The 21,095-nt window shown below is 73.6% G+C and carries 22 protein-coding genes; 12 read left to right on the top strand and 10 right to left on the bottom strand.

The features are described 5' to 3' along the window. Nucleotides 1-8 precede the first annotated feature (8 nt). Complete coding sequence (locus tag AB7J25_RS02710; RefSeq protein ID WP_428504608.1) at nucleotides 9-590, bottom strand: cob(I)yrinic acid a,c-diamide adenosyltransferase; 582 nt, start codon at nucleotides 588-590, stop codon at nucleotides 9-11. Between the two features lie 53 nt (nucleotides 591-643). On the opposite strand from AB7J25_RS02710, the gene AB7J25_RS02705 reads away from it, so the two are divergent. The 3 genes from AB7J25_RS02705 (at nucleotide 644) to AB7J25_RS02695 (ending at nucleotide 4,803) form a co-directional block, all read left to right on the top strand. Further along, the gene (locus tag AB7J25_RS02705; protein WP_428504606.1) at nucleotides 644-1,324 is read left to right on the top strand and encodes a rhomboid family intramembrane serine protease; all 681 of its coding nucleotides are present in this window, start codon (nucleotides 644-646) and stop codon (nucleotides 1,322-1,324) included. Nucleotides 1,325-1,335: 11 nt separating this feature from the next. Beyond that, nucleotides 1,336-2,604, top strand: a complete 1,269-nt coding sequence (gene murA, locus AB7J25_RS02700) for a UDP-N-acetylglucosamine 1-carboxyvinyltransferase (protein ID WP_428504605.1) — start codon at nucleotides 1,336-1,338, stop codon at nucleotides 2,602-2,604. A 210-nt stretch (nucleotides 2,605-2,814) separates the two neighbouring features. Beyond that, the gene (locus AB7J25_RS02695) at nucleotides 2,815-4,803 is read left to right on the top strand and encodes a protein meaA (protein ID WP_428504603.1); all 1,989 of its coding nucleotides are present in this window, start codon (nucleotides 2,815-2,817) and stop codon (nucleotides 4,801-4,803) included. Between the two features lie 5 nt (nucleotides 4,804-4,808). On the opposite strand, the gene AB7J25_RS02690 is transcribed toward AB7J25_RS02695, so the two are convergent. From AB7J25_RS02690 to AB7J25_RS02680, 3 genes are read right to left on the bottom strand one after another with little or no spacing between them, the layout of a single operon-like run. Next, on the bottom strand, nucleotides 4,809-5,741 hold the full coding sequence (locus AB7J25_RS02690; RefSeq protein ID WP_428504601.1) for a 2,3-dihydroxyphenylpropionate 1,2-dioxygenase: 933 nt from the start codon (nucleotides 5,739-5,741) through the stop codon (nucleotides 4,809-4,811). Then, nucleotides 5,738-6,631: an alpha/beta fold hydrolase gene (locus AB7J25_RS02685; RefSeq protein WP_428504599.1), complete on the bottom strand. Its 894-nt coding sequence runs from the start codon at nucleotides 6,629-6,631 to the stop codon at nucleotides 5,738-5,740. The genes AB7J25_RS02690 and AB7J25_RS02685 overlap by 4 nt, the downstream gene beginning before the upstream one ends. After that, nucleotides 6,628-7,116: a cupin domain-containing protein gene (locus AB7J25_RS02680; protein WP_428504597.1), complete on the bottom strand. Its 489-nt coding sequence runs from the start codon at nucleotides 7,114-7,116 to the stop codon at nucleotides 6,628-6,630. Before AB7J25_RS02680 ends, AB7J25_RS02685 begins: the two co-directional genes overlap by 4 nt. A gap of 167 nt (nucleotides 7,117-7,283) precedes the next feature. Here AB7J25_RS02680 and AB7J25_RS02675 point away from each other — a divergent pair, with 167 nt between their 5' ends. The 3 genes from AB7J25_RS02675 (at nucleotide 7,284) to AB7J25_RS02665 (ending at nucleotide 10,134) form a co-directional block, all read left to right on the top strand. Continuing rightward, the gene (locus AB7J25_RS02675) at nucleotides 7,284-8,063 is read left to right on the top strand and encodes an IclR family transcriptional regulator (protein WP_428504595.1); all 780 of its coding nucleotides are present in this window, start codon (nucleotides 7,284-7,286) and stop codon (nucleotides 8,061-8,063) included. Between the two features lie 114 nt (nucleotides 8,064-8,177). Further along, nucleotides 8,178-8,642: a cupin domain-containing protein gene (locus AB7J25_RS02670; protein ID WP_428504593.1), complete on the top strand. Its 465-nt coding sequence runs from the start codon at nucleotides 8,178-8,180 to the stop codon at nucleotides 8,640-8,642. A gap of 10 nt (nucleotides 8,643-8,652) precedes the next feature. Continuing rightward, a complete protein-coding gene (locus tag AB7J25_RS02665) occupies nucleotides 8,653-10,134 on the top strand; it encodes a flavin-containing monooxygenase (protein ID WP_428504591.1) in 1,482 nt (493 codons plus the stop codon). 10 nt (nucleotides 10,135-10,144) lie between these two features. Here AB7J25_RS02665 and AB7J25_RS02660 read toward each other — a convergent pair whose 3' ends face one another. Continuing rightward, nucleotides 10,145-10,810, bottom strand: a complete 666-nt coding sequence (locus AB7J25_RS02660) for a hypothetical protein (protein ID WP_428504589.1) — start codon at nucleotides 10,808-10,810, stop codon at nucleotides 10,145-10,147. A 139-nt stretch (nucleotides 10,811-10,949) separates the two neighbouring features. On the opposite strand from AB7J25_RS02660, the gene AB7J25_RS02655 reads away from it, so the two are divergent. Then, nucleotides 10,950-11,606, top strand: coding sequence for a hypothetical protein (locus AB7J25_RS02655; protein WP_428504587.1), 657 nt, complete (start codon nucleotides 10,950-10,952; stop codon nucleotides 11,604-11,606). Between the two features lie 16 nt (nucleotides 11,607-11,622). Here AB7J25_RS02655 and AB7J25_RS02650 read toward each other — a convergent pair whose 3' ends face one another. From AB7J25_RS02650 to AB7J25_RS02640, 3 genes are read right to left on the bottom strand one after another with little or no spacing between them, the layout of a single operon-like run. Next, on the bottom strand, nucleotides 11,623-12,408 hold the full coding sequence (locus tag AB7J25_RS02650; RefSeq protein WP_428504585.1) for an enoyl-CoA hydratase-related protein: 786 nt from the start codon (nucleotides 12,406-12,408) through the stop codon (nucleotides 11,623-11,625). 19 nt (nucleotides 12,409-12,427) lie between these two features. Next, nucleotides 12,428-13,585, bottom strand: coding sequence for an acyl-CoA dehydrogenase family protein (locus tag AB7J25_RS02645; RefSeq protein WP_428504583.1), 1,158 nt, complete (start codon nucleotides 13,583-13,585; stop codon nucleotides 12,428-12,430). A 51-nt stretch (nucleotides 13,586-13,636) separates the two neighbouring features. Continuing rightward, entirely contained in the window at nucleotides 13,637-14,167 is a 531-nt protein-coding gene (locus tag AB7J25_RS02640) for an NUDIX domain-containing protein (protein ID WP_428504581.1), read from the bottom strand. 134 nt (nucleotides 14,168-14,301) lie between these two features. Here AB7J25_RS02640 and ddaH point away from each other — a divergent pair, with 134 nt between their 5' ends. From ddaH to nucS, 4 genes are all read left to right on the top strand, one after another. Beyond that, complete coding sequence (gene ddaH / locus AB7J25_RS02635; protein ID WP_428504579.1) at nucleotides 14,302-15,147, top strand: dimethylargininase; 846 nt, start codon at nucleotides 14,302-14,304, stop codon at nucleotides 15,145-15,147. A gap of 141 nt (nucleotides 15,148-15,288) precedes the next feature. After that, nucleotides 15,289-16,659, top strand: a complete 1,371-nt coding sequence (locus tag AB7J25_RS02630; RefSeq protein WP_428504680.1) for an amino acid permease — start codon at nucleotides 15,289-15,291, stop codon at nucleotides 16,657-16,659. Continuing rightward, entirely contained in the window at nucleotides 16,656-17,540 is an 885-nt protein-coding gene (locus AB7J25_RS02625) for a universal stress protein (RefSeq protein ID WP_428504577.1), read from the top strand. Before AB7J25_RS02630 ends, AB7J25_RS02625 begins: the two co-directional genes overlap by 4 nt. Before the next feature lie 97 nt (nucleotides 17,541-17,637). Then, nucleotides 17,638-18,297 carry an endonuclease NucS gene (gene nucS, locus AB7J25_RS02620; protein WP_428504575.1) on the top strand — a complete coding sequence of 220 codons (660 nt, stop codon included), beginning with the start codon at nucleotides 17,638-17,640 and terminating at the stop codon, nucleotides 18,295-18,297. A 148-nt stretch (nucleotides 18,298-18,445) separates the two neighbouring features. Here the strand turns inward: nucS and AB7J25_RS02615 are convergent, their stop codons facing one another. After that, nucleotides 18,446-19,657, bottom strand: coding sequence for an amidohydrolase family protein (locus AB7J25_RS02615; RefSeq protein WP_428504573.1), 1,212 nt, complete (start codon nucleotides 19,655-19,657; stop codon nucleotides 18,446-18,448). A 169-nt stretch (nucleotides 19,658-19,826) separates the two neighbouring features. Here AB7J25_RS02615 and AB7J25_RS02610 point away from each other — a divergent pair, with 169 nt between their 5' ends. Further along, nucleotides 19,827-20,384, top strand: a complete 558-nt coding sequence (locus tag AB7J25_RS02610) for a hypothetical protein (RefSeq protein ID WP_428504571.1) — start codon at nucleotides 19,827-19,829, stop codon at nucleotides 20,382-20,384. On the opposite strand, the gene AB7J25_RS02605 is transcribed toward AB7J25_RS02610, so the two are convergent. Beyond that, a complete protein-coding gene (locus AB7J25_RS02605; RefSeq protein WP_428504569.1) occupies nucleotides 20,385-20,945 on the bottom strand; it encodes a sigma-70 family RNA polymerase sigma factor in 561 nt (186 codons plus the stop codon). Nucleotides 20,946-21,095: the final 150 nt, after the last annotated feature.

Here is a 21,095-nt window from a genome sequence, read left to right as displayed (position 1 = left end):
TGCATCGGCTACCCGGTGGCCTCCGGGCCGCCCGGCCGCCACAGGACGTCCCCGCCGGGGTTCGCGACCCGGCCCAGGATGAACAGCAGGTCCGAGAGCCGGTTGAGGTAGCGCGCGGTGAGCGGGTTCGTCCGCTCCGCGTCGACCTCCAGCAGCGCCCACACCGACCGCTCCGCGCGGCGGGCCACCGTCCGCGCCACGTGCAGGTACGCCGCCCCCGGGGTGCCGCCGGGCAGGATGAACGAGTCCAGCTTCGGCAGGCCCTCGTTGAACTCGTCGCACCACCCCTCCAAGCGTGTGACGTACGCCTCGGTCACCCGAAGGGGCGGGTACTTCGGGTCGGGCGTGATCGGCGTGCACAGGTCCGCACCGACGTCGAACAGGTCGTTCTGCACCTGCCGCAGCGGCCGCAGCACCTCCCCGCCCAGCCCGCCGACCGTGACGGCCACGCCGATGGCGGCGTTCGCCTCGTCCGTGTCGGCGTAGGCCGCGAGGCGGCCGTCGGTCTTCGCGACGCGGGAGAAGTCGCCGAGTGCGGTCGTGCCGTCGTCGCCGGTCCTGGTGTAGATCCTCGTCAGATGCACGGCCATGCCGTGACGGTATCCGCTCGACGGGCGGGGCGAGCCGGGCGGATCGTGGGGTCGTGGACACCTCAGGGAGCAGCGCGGTCGCTGCCGTCCTGCTGTGGGTCGTGGCCGGGCTCGCCGGCGTGGCGGCGCAGCGCCTGCCGGTGCGGACGCGGCGGCCTGCGGTGGCGCTCGCGCTGTGCCTGGTCGTGGCGGTGCCGTCGGTCCTGGGGCTGCTCGTGCCGGCGGTGTACGAGGCGGCGTTCCGCGATCCCGCGCTGGTCCGGGACGGGCAGTGGTGGCGGCTCGCGACCGCGATCGTCGTCCAGGACGGCGGGTGGCCGGGGCTCGCGAGCAACCTCGCACTGCTCGGGTTCGTCGGGTTCGTCGCCGGGCGGGTCCGCGGGCCCGGGTGGATCTGGGCGGTGTTCGTGACGTGCGGCGTCGCCTTCAACGCCGTGGCGCTGGCCTGGGGCCCTGGCGCGGGCAACAGCGCTGCGACGCTCGCCCTGGCGGCCGCCGTCGTGGCCACCGCGCTGCGGCAGCTGCGCGACGTCCGCAGTGTCGTGGTCGCCGCGGCCACGGTCGCCGTCGCGGTGGCGCTCGTCACACTGCGGGACGGCCACGGCGTCGCCGTTCTTCTCGGACTGGCTGTCGGCGCTGTCGGCGCTGTCGGCGCGGTCCCGACGGGGCTGGTCGGTAGGGCAGGCGCGGGAAGCGGCCCGGGCGGTCGCGCCCCGGGTCCGGCCGCCCGCTAGCGTCGTCGGGCGTGGCGGAGCACTTCGCGGTGGCCGGCGGGGCCCAGCTGGTCGGCACGGTGGACGTCGTCGGGGCCAAGAACAGCGTGCTGAAGTTGATGGCCGCGGCGCTGCTGGCCGAGGGCACCACGGTGCTGACGAACTGCCCCGAGATCCTGGACGTCCCGCTCATGGCGGACGTGCTGCGCAGCCTCGGCTGCGAGGTCGCGATCGACGGCGACACGGTCGGCATCGACGTCCCGGCGCAGCCGGGCGCACAGGCCGACTACCGCTCGGTGTCGCGCCTGCGCGCGTCGGTGTGCGTGCTCGGGCCGCTGGTCGCGCGCTGCCGGCGGGCGGTGGTGCCTCTGCCGGGCGGGGACGCGATCGGGTCGCGACCGCTCGACATGCACCAGGCTGGGCTCCGCAAGCTCGGGGCCACCACCGAGATCGAGCACGGCCGGGTCGTCGCGCGGGCGCAGGAGCTGCGCGGCGCCCAGATCTGGTTGGACTTCCCGAGTGTCGGGGCCACCGAGAACATCCTCATGGCCGCGGTGCTCGCGGACGGCACCACCGTCATCGACAACGCGGCGCGCGAGCCCGAGATCGTCGACCTCTGCACCATGCTGCAGCAGATGGGTGCCAAGATCGACGGCATCGGCAGCTCCACGCTCACCGTCCACGGCGTCGCCGGGCTGCAGCCCACCGAGCACCGGGTGATCGGCGACCGGATCGTGGGCGCCACCTGGGCGTTCGCCGCAGCGATGACGCGCGGCGAGGTCACCGTCCGCGGCGTGGACCCGCACCATCTCGACCTCGTGCTGGACAAGCTGCGCAGCGCGGGCGCCGAGACGGTCACCGGGGCGGAGGAGTTCACGGTGCGGATGGCGGAGCGCCCGCGGTCGGTCGACTTCGTCACGCTGCCGTACCCGGGGTTCGCGACGGACCTCCAGCCGATGGCGATCGCGCTCTCCGCCGTCGCCGACGGCACCTCGATGATCACCGAGAACGTGTTCGAGGCGCGGTTCCGGTTCGTCGACGAGATGGTGCGCCTCGGCGCGGACGCCCGCACCGACGGCCACCACGCCGTCGTCCGCGGGGTGGAGCGGCTGTCCAGCGCGCCGGTGTGGGCGAGCGACATCCGCGCGGGTGCGGGGCTGGTGCTCGCGGCGCTCTGTGCGGACGGGATCACGGAGGTGTGGGACGTCGACCACATCGACCGGGGCTATCCGCGGTTCGTGGAGAACCTGCGTGAGCTGGGGGCCGACATCGGACGGGTGGCGGCGGAGCCGCAGCGCTGAGCCGAACGGACGGATCGCGCACCACGGCCTGACGAGATGCGCAACTCGCGGCCGCCGGATGCGCAGCTCGCGCCGGTGGGATGCGCAACTCGCGGGTGGGCGGGGGCGGTGGGCCTGACCGTCGGGTGTGTGACGCCGGTCAACGCCCCGTGTGCGGGCCGAACCCGCGAGTAATATTCGACGACCGTCCGCCGTCGAAGGAGATGTCCGGTGCCGTACCCGACCGACTCTGAACGCGACCGGCCCTGGGTGATCCGGACCTACGCCGGGCACTCGTCGGCGAGGAGGTCCAACGAGCTGTACCGGCGCAACATCGCCAAGGGCCAGACGGGCCTGTCCGTGGCGTTCGACCTGCCGACGCAGACCGGCTACGACCCCGATGACGAGCTGGCGCGCGGTGAGGTCGGCAAGGTCGGGGTGCCGGTGAGCCACATCGGCGACATGCGCGCGCTCTTCGACGGCATCCCCATGGCCGAGGCGAACACCTCGATGACCATCAACGCGCCCGCGATGTGGCTGCTCGCGCTCTACGTCGCGGTGGCCGACGAGCACGGCGCCCCGCGGGCCACCCTGGCCGGGACGACGCAGAACGACATCGTCAAGGAGTACCTCTCGCGCGGGACGTACGTGTTCCCGCCCGGGCCCAGCATGCGGCTGATCTCGGACATGATCGCCTGGTCGGTGCCGAACATCCCGAAGTGGAACCCGATCAACGTCTGCAGCTACCACCTGCAGGAGGCCGGGGCCACGCCCGCGCAGGAGCTGGCGTACGCGCTCTCGACGGCGATCGCGGTGCTGGACACCGTGAAGGAGTCCGGCCAGGTGCCCGAGGAGCGCTTCGGCGACGTCGTCGGGCGCATCTCGTTCTTCGTCAACGCGGGCCTGCGCTTCGTCGAGGAGATGTGCAAGATGCGGGCGCTGGCCCGCCTCTGGGACGAGATCACCCGCGACCGCTACGGCGTGCAGAACCCCAAGCAGCGGCGGCTGCGCTACGGCGTGCAGGTCAACTCGCTGGGGCTCACCGAGGCCCAGCCGGAGAACAACGTCCAGCGGATCGTGCTGGAGATGCTCGCGGTGACCCTGTCGCGCGACGCCAGGGCCCGCGCGATCCAGCTGCCCGCCTGGAACGAGGCGCTCGGCCTGCCGCGGCCGTGGGACCAGCAGTGGGCGCTGCGCATGCAGCAGGTGCTCGCCTACGAGACCGACCTGCTGGAGTACGAGGACCTGTTCGACGGCTCGCGGGTCGTCGAGGCGAAGGTCAGCGAGCTGATGGAGGGTGCCCGCGCGGAGATCGCGAAGGTGCAGGAGATGGGCGGCGCGGTCGAGGCGGTCGAGACCGGCTACATGAAGGGGCAGCTGGTCAGCGCCCTGGCCGAGCGGCGGCGGCGGATCGAGTCCGGCGAGGACGTCGTCGTCGGGGTGAACCGGTTCGACACCACCGAGCCCAGCCCGCTGCAGGCCGAGGGTGCGGCCGCGATCGAGACGGTCGACCCGGCGGTCGAGGCCGCCGCGATCGAGGCGATCCGCGAGTGGCGCGCGCAGCGCGACGCCGCGGCCGTCGAGTCCGCGCTCGGCGAGCTGCGTGACGCCGCCAAGACCGACGCCAACCTCATGGAGGCCTCGATCGCCTGCGCCAAGGCGGGGGTCACCACGGGGGAATGGGCCGGGGTGCTGCGCGAGGTGTTCGGCGAGTTCCGGGCCCCGACGGGGGTGTCGGCGGCCGTCGCCGGCGGCGAGGCCGCCGCCGAGATCGCGGCCGTGCGCGAGCACGTGCGGGCGGCGGGCGAGCGGATCGGGGAGAAGCTGCGCATCCTCGTCGGCAAGCCCGGTCTCGACGGGCACTCCAACGGCGCCGAGCAGGTGGCCGTGCGGGCCCGCGACGTCGGCTTCGAGGTGGTCTACCAGGGCATCCGGCTCACGCCGTCGCAGATCGTCGCCGCCGCGGTGCAGGAGGGCGTGCACGTCGTGGGCCTGTCGGTGCTGTCGGGCTCGCACCTGGAGGTCGTCCCGGCGGTCGTGGACGGGCTGCGGGAGGCCGGCGCGGGCGACGTCCCCGTCGTCGTGGGCGGGATCATCCCGCCCGAGGACGCCGCGGCGCTGCGCGAGCGCGGGGTGGCCGCGGTGTTCACGCCGAAGGACTACCAGCTCACGCAGATGATGGACGCCATCGTGACGCTCGTGGAGCAGGCCCACCCCTGACGGGGTCACGCGACGGCGAACGACGCCCCGCTGCCCATCCCGGTGATCCACTCGGGCACGGGCTCGTAGCTGCACCACCGCAGCGGCGCCCGGACGGCGGCCTGCCCGACCAGCCACGTCCGGATCTCGTGCCCACCGCTGCCCGCGCACATCTCCAGGCCGTCGTGGCCCAGCGCGGTGATCGCGGCCAGGTCGCCGTCGGCGAGGCGGCGCAGGAACCAGCGGTCCCACTCGGCGTTGACCCGGGCGTCCGGGTTGCCGCCCATGGCGCGCACGCGCGGCTCACGGGCCTTTGCGAACGCCCGCGCGTCCCGGCGGCCGTGGATGAGCGCCGCGCGCCGTTCCCCGACCACGGACGGGTCGCGCGGGTCGTTGGTCGGCAGCCAGTGCGAGAGCCCCCCGCTCGCGACGACGAGCACCCGCCCGGGGAAGGCCGCGGCGTCCAGCGCCGCGCCGAGGGACGTGCCGAGTGCGACGCAGCGGTCCAGCGACGGCAGCGGCGGGGCCGCGGTGTTCACCACCAGCGGCACGAGCGGCACGGACCCGCCGGTCACCATCTCGTAGGCCTGGACGATCCCGTGGTCGACGGTGAGCGCATAGGACAGCGACAGGTCGAACCCGGCACCGGTGAGCCCGTCGTGCACCGACCAGGCCAGTTCGGCCGCCACCGGCAGCGGGCCCGCGGTGGTGTCGAAGTCACCGAACCCGATCGCCTCCTCGACGCCGAGCACGAACGGCGGCATGACGTCGTAGAAGTTGGCGTGGAAGTGGTCCGGGCCGATGACGACGACGGCGTCGGGTGCGAGCCGCGCCACCGCAGCGCGCACCCGGCCGATGCTGTCGAGGAACGCCGCGCCCGGCCCGTCCGGCCCGCTGGGCGGCAGCAGCGTCGCGAACGGCGAGTGCGACATGCCGACGAAGCCCGCGATCGTGCTCATCCGGACGCCCCGAGGAGGAAGCCCTCGTGGACGGCCACGAACTCGGTGGGCTTCTCCCACTGGGGCCAGTGGCCTGCCCCGCGCACGACGTGCAGGCCGGCGTCGGGCAGCCACGAGAGCAGCAGCTCCGCCTCGTCGAGCCCGCCGGTGGGGTCGTGGTCGGTCCACAGCAGCAGCGTCGGCGCCGCGATCCGGGACACCCACGCCGGGTCCCAGCTGAACCGGGCCCGCGTCACCGGGTCCTGCAGCACGAGGATGTTGCGGACGGCGCGGCGGAAGCCGTCGCGGCCGTAGACGCGCCTGCGCAGGTTCACCAGCTCGTCGGTGACCATCGACGGGTCGTGGAAGAGCCACTCCACCCGCGGGCGGACGTTCGCCTCGCTCGGGTCGTCGACGGCACGGGTGGTGCTCGCCCGCAGCCGGGCCATGACCTCGGGCTTGTTCGCGATGTTGCCGGGAGTGTTGAGCACGAGCCGGTCCACCCGGTCGGGATGGTGCGCCGCGCTCCAGGCCGCCACCCAGCCGCCGAGGGACTCGCCGGACAGGTGCGTCCGGTCGACGCCGAGGACGTCCAGGAGCCCGACGAGGTGGTCGGCGAGCACATCGGTGGTGTACGGGGTGTCGGGCAGGTCGCTCCAGCCGTGCCCGACCATGTCGTAGGCCGTGACGCGGAAGTGGCGCGCGAGCGGCCCGATGTCGCGGGCGTAGGCCTCCAGGTGCCCGCCGGTGCCGTGCAGGAGCACGAGATCGGGCCCGGAGCCGGCCCGCAGGACGCGGGTGCGCACGCCGTCGACGTCGACGTGGCGCAGCTCGTGGTCGACGGTGTCGAGCTCGCCCCAGATGCTCACGTGCGCGGGCACCGGGGGAGCAGCGGTCCCGGTGCTGCTCATGACGGGTCTCCCTGGAACATGGCGCGGGCCTCCGCGACGGTGACGAGGCCCGCGCTCTGCCGGCGGTTGAGTCCGAGCGCCCCGAGCAGGCGCGAGTTCTCGATGGTCAGGAACTCCACCGGCGCGGTGGCGGACGTGTTGTGGTGGCGGTGCCACGTCCACGGCGGCGTGTAGACGAAGCCGCCGGTCCGCCACGTGACGGTCTCGTCCTCGATCTCCGAGCGGCCCTCGCCGGAGATCACGTAGTGGACGGTCTCGTGGTGGTGGCGCTGCATGTCCGAGCTCGATCCGGGCGGGATCGTCTGCCGGAACAGCTCGAACGTCGTGGTGGGCAGCCCGCCCACGACGGCGAGCGAGGTCGGGTTGTGCACCTGGTCCGCGGGCAGCGCGACGAGCTCCTCGGCGTGCACCACGAGCGGTCGCGCCGGCCCGGGCGGCACGGTGTCGGAGAGGGAGGCGAGGAAGCGCGCGAGGTCGAAGGTCACCGGAGGGTCTCCGTTCGTCCGCCGTCGACGGTGAGCACCGTCCGGTGCACGTGGCCGCCCCCGCGACGCCGTGTCCCCCTCGAGCGCCGTCTTGCTGGCGTTCCCGCGGCCGTGGATGCTCGCTGACACGCCTGCAGGGTGACCGCACGAGGAGGTGCCGCCGAACCGTGAGTCCCAGTGAGCGGGACGACAGTCGATCCGACCGGGACGCGACGGGTGGCCTGGACCGGGCCGCGGCGATCCTCGGTGCCTTCGACCCCAGCCACCGCGAGCTGACGCTGGCCGCGCTCGTGCGCCGCTGCGGCCTGCCGCGCTCGACCACCCACCGGATCGCGGACCGGATGCTGCGCCTGGGCTGGCTGGACAAGCCCGACGACCGCTACCGCATCGGCCACCGGCTCTTCGAGATCTCCGGCCTGGCGCCGATCCGCCACGAGCTGCGCGAGTCCGTGCTGCCGTTCCTGCAGGACCTCTACGCCGCCGTGCGCACCACGGTGCAGCTGGGGGTGCTCCACGGCCCCGAGGTGCTCATCGTCGAGAAGATCACCGGGCACCGGCCGATGCCGATGCTCTCCCAGGTGGGCGGGACGATCCCGACCTACTGCTCGGCACTGGGCCGCGCGATGCTCGCCTACAGCCCGCCCGAGGTGGTCGACGAGGTCATCGCGGCCGGTCTCCCGCCGCGCACCCCCCGCACCCTGACCTCGCCCGCCGCGCTGCGCCGCGAGCTCGCCGCGATCCCCGACCGGGGCTGGGCGCAGGAGCGGGAGGAGGGCAACGTCGGCGTCTCGTGTGTCGCCGGCCCGATCTTCGGGCCGCTCGGCGAGGTCGTGGCGGCCCTGTCGGTGACGGGGCCGACGGCGCTCGTGCGCCCCGAACGCGCCGGCCCGGCCGTCCAGATGGCGGCCGCAGCGGCCTCGCGCGCGTCGGCGGGCAGGCGCCGGTAGCCGCCGCTTCTCCGCCGCCCGGCCGCCGTCCCACTGGCCGGGACGCGCCGTTGGTCCGCGGCCGACCTCCCCGGACCCTGTGATCCCAGGCACACCGAGGCGGAGGAGAGGCACATGTCGTTGGGCGGCGGTTACATGCTCCCGTCCCGGGACGGCCGGGGGATCCCGGCGATCGGGATCGGCATCACGGTGAAGGCGACCGGCGAGAACACCCGCGACGCCTACTCGCTGTTCGAGTACGCGGTCCCCGGCGGGGTGAACGGACCGCCGCCGCACGTGCACACGCGCGAGGACGAGTCGTTCATCTGCCTGGCCGGGCGGCTCGAGGTGATGCTCGGCGGCGACACGTTCGTCCTGGGCCACGGCGACTACCTGCTGCTGCCGCGCGACGTCGTGCACACCTTCCGCAACCCGTTCGAGGAGGAGGCCCGCGTCATCTCCGTGGTGTCCCCGGCGGGCCTGGAGGCCTACTACCAGGCCCTGGCCGAGCTGCCTCCGGGCAAGCCGGACATCGCGGCGATCCAGGCGATCATGGCCGACTTCGGGCTCGAGCTGCGGCTGCCCGCCGCGCAGCGCTGAGGGGGTCGCCGTGCGGATCGGGATCGTCGGGGCCGGGGTCGCCGGCCTGTGCACGGCGAAGGTGCTGCGGGCGGCGGGCCACGACGTCGTCGTCTGGGAGCGCGCACCGGACGTCGGCGGCGTGTGGAGCGCGACGCGCCGCTACCCGGGCCTGTCGACGCAGAGCCCGCGCGACACGTACGCGTTCTCGGACTTCCCCATGCCTCGCGACTATCCGGAATGGCCCAGCGGCGAGCAGGTGCAGGCCTACCTCGCCGCCTACGTGCACGACGCCCGGCTGGAGCCCGTGCTGCGGCTGCGCACCGAGGTCGTGCGGGCGCGCCACGCGGACGGCTGGACGCTCACGGTGCGCGACCTGGCCACCGGGGCCGAGTCGGAGCAACGGGTCGACCATCTCGTCGTCGCGAACGGGGTGTTCTGCGAGCCCGCGGTCCCCGAGCTGCCGGGCGCGGACGAGTTCGCGGCGGTCGGCGGTCAGGTGCTGGCCGGCAGCGACTTCCACGGCGTCGAGGACGCCCGGGACCGCCACGTCGTCGTCCTGGGCTACGGCAAGACGGCCTGCGACATCGCCGCCGCGGTGAGCGAGACCGCCGCCGCGACGACGATCGTGGCACGCCAGCTCGTGTGGAAGGTGCCGCGCAAGGTCGGCGGCGTGCTCAACTTCAAGCACCTGCTGCTCACCCGCCTCGGCGAGGCGCTGTTCCGCTACCGGACGCTGCGCGGGTTCGAGAAGGTGCTCCACGGCCCGCTGAACCGGGTGCGCAGCGGGATGCTCGACTCCCTCGGGCCGGTCTCGACGCGCCAGTTCGGGCTCGCCGAGCTCGACCTCGTCCCGCGGGGGCGGTTCCAGGACATCGTGCGCGGCGCGATCGGCCTGTCCACGGACGGCTTCTACGACCGGGTGCGGGCCGGGGCGCTCGTCGTGCGCCGGGACCGGAGCGTCACCCGGCTGCTGGAGAAGGACGGGACGCCGCACGTCGAGCTGGACGACGGTGGCGTGGTCCGCGCCGATCTCCTGATCTGCGCCACCGGGTACCGCCAGGGCGTGCCGTTCCTCGACGAGGAGGTGGCGGCACGGCTGACCGACGAGCGCGGCAACTACCTGCTGTACCGCCAGATCATGCCCGTCGGCGACGACGACCTGGTCGACGACCTGACCTTCGCGGGCTACAACTCCTCGTTCTTCAGCCCGCTGAACGCCGAGATGTCCGCGGTCTGGACGGCGGAACGGCTGGCCGGGCGGCTGCAGCTGCCCGACCGCGCGACGATGCGCGCGCACGTGGACGCCCAGCTCGCGTTCATGGACTCGGCGACCGACGGCCACCACTGCCACGGCACGAAGATCATCCCGTTCTCGCTGCACAATGTGGACGAGGTGCTCGACGACGTCGGCCTCAACCTCTCGCGGGGTGTGCGCTTCCGGCAGTGGCTCTCGCCGGTCGATCCGCGCGCCTACCGCGGGGTGGCCGCGGCGGCCCGCGCGCGGGGCTGAGCGCGGCCCATCAGTCGCCGTCGGAGCCGCGGCGGCGGAAGTAGGCGAAACCCGGGATGCCGTTGATCGCCTGCCGGACGTCCTTGAGCACGTCGAGCAGCTCGTGGACGTCCGGGCCCACCCGGTCCAGGGTGGCGAGGATCGGCATGATGTCGTCCTCCAGGTGCTCGGTGAACGCCGGCATGTGGTCCACCAGGCGGATGAGGGCGTGCAGCTCGTCCTGCGAGAACTCCGAGACGAACTGCCGGGCCAGCGGGGCGGCCTGTTCGGCGATCGGCAGGTAGGTGGTGAGCAGGTCGCGGGCGGAACCGCTGGTGTCGCTCGCGTGCGCCACGACCTCGCCCGCCCGCGCGGCGACGGCGGTGGCCTGCTCGATCACCACGGCCGCGCCGTCGGCGGCGCTCCCAGCCCGGACGACGATCACGTCCGCTTGCTCGGCGACGGCGTCGGCCCGGGTGACGACGCCCTCGACGCGGTCCACGACGCCGTCGATCCGGTCCGCCAGCGCCCCGACCCGTCCGACCAGGCCCTCGATCTCGTCGAGCAGTGCCGAGACCCGCTCGGGGAGGCCGCCCACCACGGTGACGGCCTCGTCGGTCCATCCCACGAGGGCCCGCATCCCGTCGAGCACGTCAGCCGGTCCCCAGACGGGCAGGCCGGCGATCCGTCGCGTCATGCGCCGATCCTTGCGCACCGTGCGGACAGGCGCTCAGCGGCCGGTGCACTATTTAGAGAGCAGTGCTCTTGACAGAGAGCGGTGAGCGCGCGCAGGCTGGAGTCGACGTGAGCACCGCTCTCCCGGAAGGACCGATCCCATGCCCGCTCCCGACGCGCCGACCCACGACCGCGGCGGCGCCGTGGCCCTCGTGGTCGCCGGCGTCCTGTTCGCCGCCTATCCCGCGCTGCGGCCGTACGGGGACCTCGTCCCGGAGACGGCGGCCGCCGCGTTCGCCGCGCCGTCCTGGCTCGCCGCACACCTGTCGGCCGTGTTCGGCTTCGTGCTCGCCGGGATCGGTCTCGCGGCGCTCGCCCGCCGGGAGCGCACGGGCGCGCTCAGGGCGGCGGTCGGCGTCTGGTGGGTCGGTGCGGTCCTCTGCGCCACCTACTACGGGGCCGAGACCTTCGCGCTGCACGTGCTGGGCGCGCGGATCACCGATCCTGCGCAGCTCGCGGTGCTCGCCGAGGCGCTGCGGATGGGGCCCGTCCAGGTCGCCGTCTTCGGTGCCGGCCTGCTGTTGCTCGCGGCAGCCGGCGTGCTCGTGGTCGTGGGCCTGCCCCGGGCCCGTGCCGCCGCGCTCCCGTTCGCCGCGGGCGCGGTGCTCTTCCTGCCGCAGTTCTACGCCGCCCCGGGCCTGCGGATCGCCCACGGTGTCCTGCTCGGCGTGGGCTGCGTCGCGCTCGCGTGGCTGCTGCTGCGCCCGGCAGGCGTGTCCGGCGACGGGCGCGACGCGGCGGTCCCCGCCCGCCGCTGACGGCGCTCAGTCCGGCTCAGTCCGGCCAGACCGGGTGGCGCTTCTCCAGGAACGACGCCATGCCCTCGCGGGCCCCGGCGCTCTGCGACATCGCCGTCATCACCTCGACGGCGATCGCGTAGGCGTCCGCCTCCGGGCGGTCCAGCTGGGCGTAGAGGGTCTGCTTGCCCACGCCCTTGCCGAAGCGGCTCCCGCGGGTGGCCCGGGCCAGCAGGTCGTCCACCCGCGCGTCCAGCTCGGCATCCGGGACGGCGTAGTTGACCAGCCCCCACTCCGCGGCGGTGCGCGCATCCACCGGGTCGCCGGTGAGGGCGAGCTCCATGAGGCGCTTGCGCCCGACGTTGCGGGCCACCGGTACCGCCGGGGTGTGGCAGAACCAGCCGCCCTTGCCCCCGGGCAGAGCGAACGAGGCCGACTCCGCGGCGACGGCGAGGTCGCAGGACGCCACGAGCTGGCAGCCGGCGGCCGTCGCGATCGCCTGCACGCGGGCGATCACGACCTGCGGGACCTCCTGCACCGTCTGCATGACCTTCGTGCACAACTGCAGGAGCGAGCGGACGCCGGCGAGGTCGCGAGCGGCGACGTCCGCGAAGTCGTGCCCGGCCGAGAAGGCCTTGCCCTCCGCGCCCAGCACGATGCCGGTGGCCGCGCTCTCGCCCGCCTCGGTGAACGCCCGCAGCAGCTCGCGCAGGTGCGGCTCGGAGAGCGCGTTGCGCCGCTCGGGGCGGTTCATCGTGATGCGGACGGTGTCGCCCTCGTGCTTGACCAGGAGGTACTCGTACTGATCGGTGCGGTCGGCCATTCCTCGACCGTAACCCGCCTCAGTAGCTCTTCGGGAGGCCCAGGGTGTGCTGGGCGACGAAGTTCAGGATCATCTCCCGGCTGACGGGCGCGATCCGGCCGACCCGCACCGCGCCGATGAGGCCGCCCAGTCCGTACTCCTCGGCCAGGCCGTTGCCCCCGTGGGCCTGCACGGCGGCGTCGACGGCCTCGATCGCGGCCTCGGCGGCGGCGTACTTGGCGATGTTGGCGGCCTCGCCCGCGGCCCGGTGGTCGCCCACGTCGTAGAGCCACGCCGCGCGGGTGGTGGCCTGCCGCGCCAGCTCCACCCCGATGTGCGCCTTCGCCAGCGGGTGCGCGACGGCCTGGTGGCTGCCGATGGGTGCGTCCCACACCGTGCGCTCGCGCGCGTAGGCGACGCCGCGGTCCAGCGCGAAGCGGGCGAGGCCGTTGGAGTGGGCGGCGACCGTGATCCGCTCGGGGTTCAGTCCGGCGAACAGCGCCGCGAGCCCGGCCTCCTCGCCGCCGACGAGCGCGTCGTCGGGCAGTGCGACGTCGTCGAAGAACACCGTGAACTGCTTCTCCGGCAACGAGATCGCCATGTCGATCGGCTGGTAGGTCAGGCCGGGGGAGTCGGTCGGGACGACGAACATCGCGGGCCGCAGCGTCCCGGTCGAGTCCTGCATCCGTGCGACGACGAGCGTCGCGTCGGTCTCGTCGACCCCGGAGATGTAGTACTTGCGGCCGGCCAGCCGCCAGCCGCCGCCGGGGTCGCGCCGGGCCGTGGTGGTGATCCGGTGGGAGTTGGAACCCGCGTCCGGCTCGGTGATGGCGAACGACATGCGCACCGAGCCGTCGGCGAAGCGGGGTAGCCAGCGCTCCTTCTGCTCCGCGGTGCCGGACGTCGCGATCACGGTGGCAGCGATCGCGGGGGAGACCACGAGCAGCAGCAGCGGGCAGCCCGCCGCGGCGAACTCCTCGGCGACGATCGCGAGCTCCACCATCCCGGCACCGCCCCCGCCGTACTCGGCCGGGACGGCGACACCCAGGTAGCCCGCCTTGCCCGCCTCGGCCCACAGCTCGGTGGTGTGCCCGCCCGTGCGGACCTTCTCGCGGATGTAGTCGCGGCCGTACATGGCGGCCATCGCCGCCACGGACGAGCGGAGCAGCTGCTGTTCGTCGGTCTCGCGCAGGTCCACGGAGCCTCCTCGCTCTGCGTATCAGCACGGCTCTACGCGCCAGCGATACTGTCACATAATCCGGCGCAGCTGGAGGTGGAGGTAGGCCGCGAGGCTCTGGGCGTCGGTGATCTCCCCGCGGCGCACCATCGTCTCGAACTCCACGACGGTGAACCATGCCGCGCGCATGTCCTGCTCGGAGTGCTCGCGCAGCGGCGATCCCGCCGTGAGCTCCGTGGCGAGCCACACCGTGCCGAGCTGGCTCGACATCCCCGGGGCGACGTCGAGGTGGCCGAGGAACTCCATCCGGCCCGCCACCAGGCCGGTCTCCTCCCGCAGCTCGCGGGCGGCGAGCTCGGCGGGCTCGACCGCCGCGCGCTCGGGCGCCGTGCCCGCGGGGAACTCCCAGCGCCGCTTGCCGACGGCGTAGCGGTACTGCTCCACGAGGTGCAGCCGCTCGCCGTCGAACGGGATCACCAGCGCGTAGGTGGGCTTGTCGATCACGCCGTAGACGCCCTCCGAGCCGTCGGGCCAGCGCACCGCGTCCTCGCGCACGGTCATCCAGCTGTTCGCGTACACCTGCCGGCTCGAGAGCGTTTCCACGAGGCTCCACGGTAGCGGCGGCGAGGCCGGCGCAACGTTTCCGTCATCTTTGCCATGAACACGCAACGTTTCGCATGCAGACACGCAATACATGCTGATTGGCGCCGTCACGGCCCACTTCTACCGTTGTCGGCGTGACCGTGACCCTTGCCCCCCACACTGCCCCCGACCACCACGGCCGCACCTCCCGGCCCCGCCGCTACCTGATGTGCCCCCCGGAGCACTTCGCCGTCGAATACGCCATCAACCCCTGGATGGACCCCGCACGACCCGTGGACGCGGCCCGCGCGATGCGCCAGTGGGACGCGCTGCGCCGCACCTACCTCGACCTCGGCCACGCCGTCGAGGTGATCCCCGCCGAGCCCGGACTGCCGGACATGGTGTTCGCTGCGAACGGCGGCCTCGTCGTGGACGGGACGGCGTACTCGGCGCGCTTCGCCCACCCCCAGCGCGCCGCCGAGGGCCCGGCCTACCTGGGCTGGCTGCGCGCAGCCGGGCTGCGCGGCGTCGAGGCCGAGCACGTCAACGAGGGTGAGGGCGACCTGCTGGTGGTCGGCGACCTCGTGCTGGCCGGCACCGGCTTCCGCACCGCGGTCGCGGCCCACGACGAGGTCCGCGCGCTGTTCGGACGCCCCGTGGTGACGCTGGAGCTCGTCGACCCGCACTACTACCACCTCGACACCGCACTGGCCGTGCTCGACGACACGACCGTCGCGTACCTGCCCGAGGCCTTCTCGGCGGCGAGCCGCGAGACGCTGCGCGAGCTGTTCCCGGACGCGATCCTCGCTAAGGCGCGGGACGCCGCGGTGCTCGGCCTCAACGCGGTGTCCGACGGCCGCCACGTCGTGCTCGCCGCGCAGGCCACGGGATTCGCGGCCCGGCTGCGGGAGCGCGGGTTCGTGCCCGTCGGCGTGGACGTGTCCGAGCTCATGAAGGCGGGTGGCGGCGCGAAGTGCTGCACGTTGGAGCTGCGCGTGTGAGACGTTCGGCGGCTCGCGCGGGACGGCCGCGGCAGGCAACCTGATCCGATTCAGCCCCGCACCATGTCGACGCGACCCGAGGAGGGCGCTGTGACCAGACCGCTCGTGAGCCAGGTGTTCCGGCGCAAGCCGGTGACGTCGATGACCGCCGAGACCGGCGCCGATACCGAGGGCGGTGAGCTGTCGCGCTCGATCGGGCTCTTCCAGCTCTCCATGATCGGCATCGGAGCCACCATCGGCACCGGCATCTTCTTCGTGCTGAGCCAGGCCGTGCCGGTGGCCGGGCCCGCGGTCGTGTGGTCGTTCGTCATCGCGGGAGCGGTCGCCGGCCTCACCGCGCTCTGTTACGCCGAGCTGGCGGGCGCGGTGCCGGTCTCGGGCTCGTCGTACTCCTACGCCTACGCGACCCTCGGCGAGGTCGTCGCCGTCGGCGTGGCGGCCTGCCTGCTGCTCGAGTACGGGGTGTCGGCCGCCGCCGTGGCCGTCGGCTGGTCGGAGTACCTCAACGAGCTGCTCGACAACCTGTTGGGCCTGCGCATCCCCGACGTGCTCTCGCAGTCGCCGGAGTCCGGCGGGATCGTCAACCTGCCCGCGGTGGTGCTTGTCGCACTCGTGTCGCTGCTGCTCATCCGCGGCGCCAGCGAGTCCGCGACGGTCAACGCCACGATGGTGATGATCAAGATCGGCGTGCTCGTGCTGTTCATCGTCATCGGTATCACCGGATGGAACTCCGACAACCTCCGCGACTTCGCCCCGTTCGGCCTGGCCAGCATCACCGGTGCCGCGGGCATCATCTTCTTCTCCTACATCGGCCTGGACGCCGTCTCCACCGCAGGCGAGGAGGTGCACAACCCGCGCCGGACGCTCCCGCTCGCGATCCTCATCGCGCTGGTCACGGTCACCTCGCTCTACGTCGCGGTCGCGCTGGTCGCGGTCGCCGCGCAGCCCGCCTCGGCGTTCGAGGGCCAGGAGGCCGGGCTCGCCGCGATCCTGGAGGACATCACCGGCTCCACCTGGCCCGCCACCGTGCTCGCCGCGGGCGCGGTGATCTCCATCTTCAGCGTCACGCTGGTGGTCATCTACGGCCAGACCCGCATCCTGTTCGCCATGGGCCGCGACGGCATGATCCCGCCCGCCTTCCACCGGGTGAACCCGCGCACGCTGACCCCGGTGTTCTCCACCATCGTCGTCGCCGTGATCGTCAGCCTGCTGGCGGGGCTGCTGCCCATCGAGTTCCTCGCCGAGATGACGAGCATCGGCACGCTCGTCGCGTTCCTCGTCGTGTCGGTCGGGGTGATCGTGCTGCGGCGCATCGCACCGGACCTGCCGCGGGGCTTCCGCGTCCCCGGCTACCCCGTGGTGCCGATCCTCTCGGTCCTCGGCTGCATCTGGATCATCATCGACCTGCGGCCCGTCACGATCATCGCCTTCCTCATCTGGGTGGCCGTCGCGATGGTCTGGTACTTCACCTACGGCATCCGTCACTCGCGGCTGAACGAGGTGCAGTCGTGACCGTCCTGCTCGGGCTGCCCCGTCGCCGGGGTGCCAACGCCGCCGTCCAGCTCGCCGCGCAGCTCGCCCGGTCCCTCGACGAGGACCTGCTCGTCTGCACGGTCGTGCCCGCACCCTGGCCCGCGGGCGTCGGCCACATCGACGCGGAGTACCAGCAGCACCTCGACGAGGCGGCGGCCGAGGCGATCGCCCGGGCCCGCGCGATCGCCCCCGACGACGTCGCCACCACGTTCCACGTCGAGCGGGCCCGCTCCACGCCGACCGGCCTGCTGCACGTCGCCGAGCGCACCGGCGCGGACCTGCTCGTCCTCGGCTCGGCCCGCGCCGGCGGGATCGGCCGCGTCTCGTTCGGCGGCGTCACCGAGCGGCTGCTGCACAGCTCACACATCCCCGTCGCGCTCGCCCCGCGCGGCTTCCGGTGCCGCCCCGCCACCCGCGTCACCCGCGTCACGGCCGCCTTCGGGGCCGCCGAGGGGTCGGACGGGTTCGTCCTCGCCGCCGCCGGGATGGCCGTCCGGCTGCACGTCCCGCTGCGGGTCGCATCCTTCGCGGTGCGGCCGCGGACGCCGCTCACCGCGGGCATCGGGTCGCGCGCCGAGTCGAGCCTCGTCGAGGCGTGGATCTCCGACGTCGGACGCGCGCAGCACGACGTGCTCGACCGGGTCGCCGCGCTGCCGAAGGCGCCCCCGGCCGAGGGTGTCGTCGGGCGCGGCACCGACTGGGACGACGCCATGGAAGACGTCGGCTGGGACGACGGCGACATCCTCACCGTCGGCTCCAGCTCGGTCGGCCCGATCGCCCGGGTCTTCCTCGGCTCGCGCTCGTCGAAGATCGTGCGCAGCTCGCCGGTGCCGGTGGTGGTGGCGCCGCGCCACGAATGAGGGTGATCGCCGTATCCGTGACGTGAGGTGCGCAGGTGCACCCCATGTCCCGGATACGGCGATCTCGGCAGTGGGGTCCGCCCCTATGCTCGGCCGGGTGCGTCTGGTCATCGCCCGCTGCCAGGTCGACTACGTCGGCAGGCTCACCGCCCACCTGCCCATGGCCCCCCGGCTGCTCCTGGTCAAGGCGGACGGGTCGGTCAGCATCCACGCGGACGACCGCGCGTACAAGCCGCTGAACTGGATGAGCCCGCCGTGCTGGCTGGAGGAGGCCCCCGGCGTCTGGACCGTGCGCAACAAGGCCGACGAGTCGCTCGTCATCACCATCGACGAGGTCATCCACGACAGCTCCCACGAGCTCGGGACCGATCCCGGCCTGGTCAAGGACGGGGTCGAGGCGCACCTGCAGGAGCTGCTCGCGGCGCATCCGACGGCGCTGGGGGAGGGGTTCAGCCTCGTGCGCCGCGAGTACATGACCGCGATCGGCCCGGTGGACCTGCTGTGCCGCGACGCCCACGGCGGCCACGTCATCGTCGAGGTGAAGCGCCGCGGCGAGATCGACGGGGTGGAGCAGCTCACGCGCTACCTGGAGCTGTGCAATCGCGACCCGCTGCTCGCCCCGGTCGCCGGGGTGTTCGCGGCCCAGCAGATCAAGCCGCAGGCCCGGACGCTGGCGCAGGACCGCGGGATCCGCTGCGTCGTCGTGGACTACGACGCGCTGCGTGGCGTGGAGCGCGACGACCTGCTGCTGTTCTGAGCGGCGTCGTCGGCGGAGCGGTCCGGGGCGCCGCGCCACGCCTGCGGCGGCGGGACGATGCACGTGTATCCCCAGCACCAGGTGTGGTCGGCCGCCAGTCCCTCGGCGACCCAGCGCAGCACGGCCGCGAGGGCGGCCCGGACCCGCCTCACCGCGCCACCACCGGATCGGCAGCAGCGGTACGGACCGGGCGGCCGCCGACGATCACCTGGCGCACCCGCAGCAGCGCGGACACGTCCACCGCCGGGTCACCCGCCACGGCGAGCAGGTCGGCGTCGTAGCCTGCGGCGATCCGGCCCTTGCGGTCCCCGAGCCCGCACACGGCAGCCGCCACCGCGGTGCCCGCCCGTAGCGCCTCGACGGCCGTCATGCCGCACCCTGTGAGCTCGACCAGGCCGTGCGGCAGCACCCCGTGCGGCTTGACGGGCGCGATCCCCGCGTCCGTCCCCGCGACCAGCACCGCGCCCGCCCGGCGCAGCCGCTCCATCGCGGCGAAGATCTGCGGGAGCACCCGGGCCAGGCCCGGCGGCGGTGCGATGCCCTCGACCGGCACGATCCCGGCCGTCGCGCCCACGACGACGCGGCGGGTGACGATCGCCGCGACCAGGTCCTCGCGGACGTCGACGCCGTCGGCGGTCCGGAACGAGCAGTGCTCGATCCCGTCCACGCCCGCGGCCAGCGCGTCGGCGATGGCGTCGACCGCGTGCGCGTGGGCCGTGACGGGCAGGCCCCGGCGGTGGGCCTCGTCGACGGCCGCCCGCAGCTCGGCCGGGGACCACTGCCGCTCGTGCACGACCGTGCCCGGGGTCAGCTCGCCACCGCTCGCCATCACCTTGATCACGTCGACGCCCCGCTCGGCGTGCTCGCGCACCGCCGCCCGGATGCCCGCCTCGCCGCGGGCGACGCCACCGAGATAGTGGCAGTGCCCGCCGGGGCAGGTGATCGGCGGCCCGGCCGCGACGACCGTCGGGAGCGGTCCGGTGGCCCGCTCCCGCAGGGCGAGCGCGAGGTAGTCCCGGTCGCCGAGGTCGCGGACGGTCGTCACGCCCGCGGCGAGCTGGTCGGCGGCGGCCGCCGCCATGGCGTCGAGGACGGCCTCGTCGTCGCGGCCCGCCAGGTGCGCGACGGGGGTGAGGCTCGCGTCGAACGCCAGGTGGACGTGGGTGTCGACGAGGCCGGGCAGCAGCGTCGTCCCCGTCAGGTCGACGAGCTCGGCGTCCGGCGGCGGCGCGACCCGGCCCGTCTCGACGGCGAGGATCCGGCCGTCCTCGATCAGCACGAGTGGGTCGGGGCGGGTGGTCGAGCCGTCGAAGAGCGAGGTGGCGCGGATCGCCGTGCGCCGCGCAGCGCGGGTGCTCATGGGCTGGCTCCTGCCTGGGGAAGGGTTCGCCGGCAGCGTCACCGGCCCGGCGTCCCGGCCACCAGGGACGAGGCGTCCCGGTGTCGCACGGGCGGAGCGCCCGCAGGATCGGTGGCCGCACCCTGTGACCCCCTGCGGTCGGGGCGGCGCGTCGTCCACACTGGCGAACGTGACGGTGATCGCGGGCAAGGTCGAGTCGGACAAGATCGTGATCGGCAGCGACAGCCAGGTGACCCACGGCTGGCATTCCAAGGACCTCGTGGACGACGGCAAGCTCATGGTGCTGCCGGACCTGATCATCGGCGGGGCAGGAGCGAGCAGCCACAACAACTACATGTCGATCTACCTGGAGAACCACAAGCCCCGCTCGTCGCAGCGGCGCGACGTGCTGGAGTTCTTCGTCGAGTTCCACCAGTGGATCGACAAGATGATCAAGGACTTCAAGCCGCGCAACAGCTGGTTGCTCGCCTACGACGGCAAGCTCATCTCGACGACCGCCGATCTCAACGTCGAGCACCACGAGTGGTGGGCCGTCGGCAGTGGCTTCGAGTACGCCCGCTCCGCCCTGCACCTCGGCCACACCGTGGAGGAGGCCATCCAGACCGCGTGCGACCTCACGGTCTTCTGCGGCCCGCCCGTCGTGGTGCGCGAGCTCCCCCTCGACACCCGGCCCGCCAAGCCCAGCGGCCGCTCCGGCCGGCGGGCGCCGCGGTCGAACGGCTCGTGATCAGGCCGCCACGGTGCGCAGCTTGCGCAACGCCCGGTGCTGCGTGACCCGGACCGTCTGCTCGGTCATCCCCAGCAGTTCCGCGGCGTTGCGGGCGGAGAGGCCCAGCGCCACACGGAGCACCAGCACCTCGCGCATCCGTTCGGGCAGGGTGTCCAGGAGCTCGCGGGCGCGGCGGGTGACGTCGGTGTGCAGGCCGTGCTCCTCCGGGCCCGGCCCGCGATCCGCCGGTTCGTCGGCCTCGGTGAGCTGCTCGGTGCTGCGGCGGGCGAGCCGCCGGCGCGCGTCGGTCACGGCGTTGGCCGCGCTCACGTAGACGTAGGCCATGAACGGCCGCCTGCCGCCCTCGTGGCGGGGCAGCGCACGCAGCAGGTTGAGGCAGACGGTCTGGGCGACGTCCTCCGGCGACTCCATCGGGCCCGCCGAGCGGCCGAGCCTCGCGCGGCAGTACGCGAGGACCGTCGGGTGGATGGCGGCGAACACCATGGCCACGGCGTCCGGGTCGCCACGGGCGGCCCGGTCGAGTGCGGTGGGGTCGATCTCGGGCGTCCGCGAGGACACTCGTGTCGGCGCGGGACGGTCGCCCTCGGCTGTGCCGATTCTGGCGGCGCCGATTCTCGCGGCGCCGATTCTCGCGGCGCCGATTCTCGCGGCGCCGATCCTCTCGGTGCCGGTCGTCCGTTCCATGGTCCCCACCCTGCGCCCGTCGGG

Source organism: Pseudonocardia sp. (assembly GCF_050246655.1).
GTDB lineage: Bacteria > Actinomycetota > Actinomycetes > Mycobacteriales > Pseudonocardiaceae > Pseudonocardia.
Note: the sequence above shows the minus strand (reverse complement) of the source record. Positions and strands in the feature narration are given on the sequence as shown.

Bases quoted from the DNA above. Each gene is read 5' to 3' on its own strand.
- AB7J25_RS02615 (WP_428504573.1), bottom strand. From the start codon at position 19,657: ATGAGCACCCGCGCTGCGCGGCGCACGGCGATCCGCGCCACCTCGCTC.
- AB7J25_RS02685 (WP_428504599.1), bottom strand. From the start codon at position 6,631: ATGAGCAGCACCGGGACCGCTGCTCCCCCGGTGCCCGCGCACGTGAGC.
- AB7J25_RS02710 (WP_428504608.1), bottom strand. From the start codon at position 590: ATGGCCGTGCATCTGACGAGGATCTACACCAGGACCGGCGACGACGGC.
- AB7J25_RS02630 (WP_428504680.1), top strand. From the start codon at position 15,289: ATGACCGCCGAGACCGGCGCCGATACCGAGGGCGGTGAGCTGTCGCGC.
- AB7J25_RS02650 (WP_428504585.1), bottom strand. From the start codon at position 12,408: ATGGCCGACCGCACCGATCAGTACGAGTACCTCCTGGTCAAGCACGAG.
- AB7J25_RS02690 (WP_428504601.1), bottom strand. From the start codon at position 5,741: ATGAGCACGATCGCGGGCTTCGTCGGCATGTCGCACTCGCCGTTCGCG.
- AB7J25_RS02670 (WP_428504593.1), top strand. From the start codon at position 8,178: ATGTCGTTGGGCGGCGGTTACATGCTCCCGTCCCGGGACGGCCGGGGG.
- AB7J25_RS02655 (WP_428504587.1), top strand. From the start codon at position 10,950: ATGCCCGCTCCCGACGCGCCGACCCACGACCGCGGCGGCGCCGTGGCC.
- AB7J25_RS02660 (WP_428504589.1), bottom strand. From the start codon at position 10,810: ATGACGCGACGGATCGCCGGCCTGCCCGTCTGGGGACCGGCTGACGTG.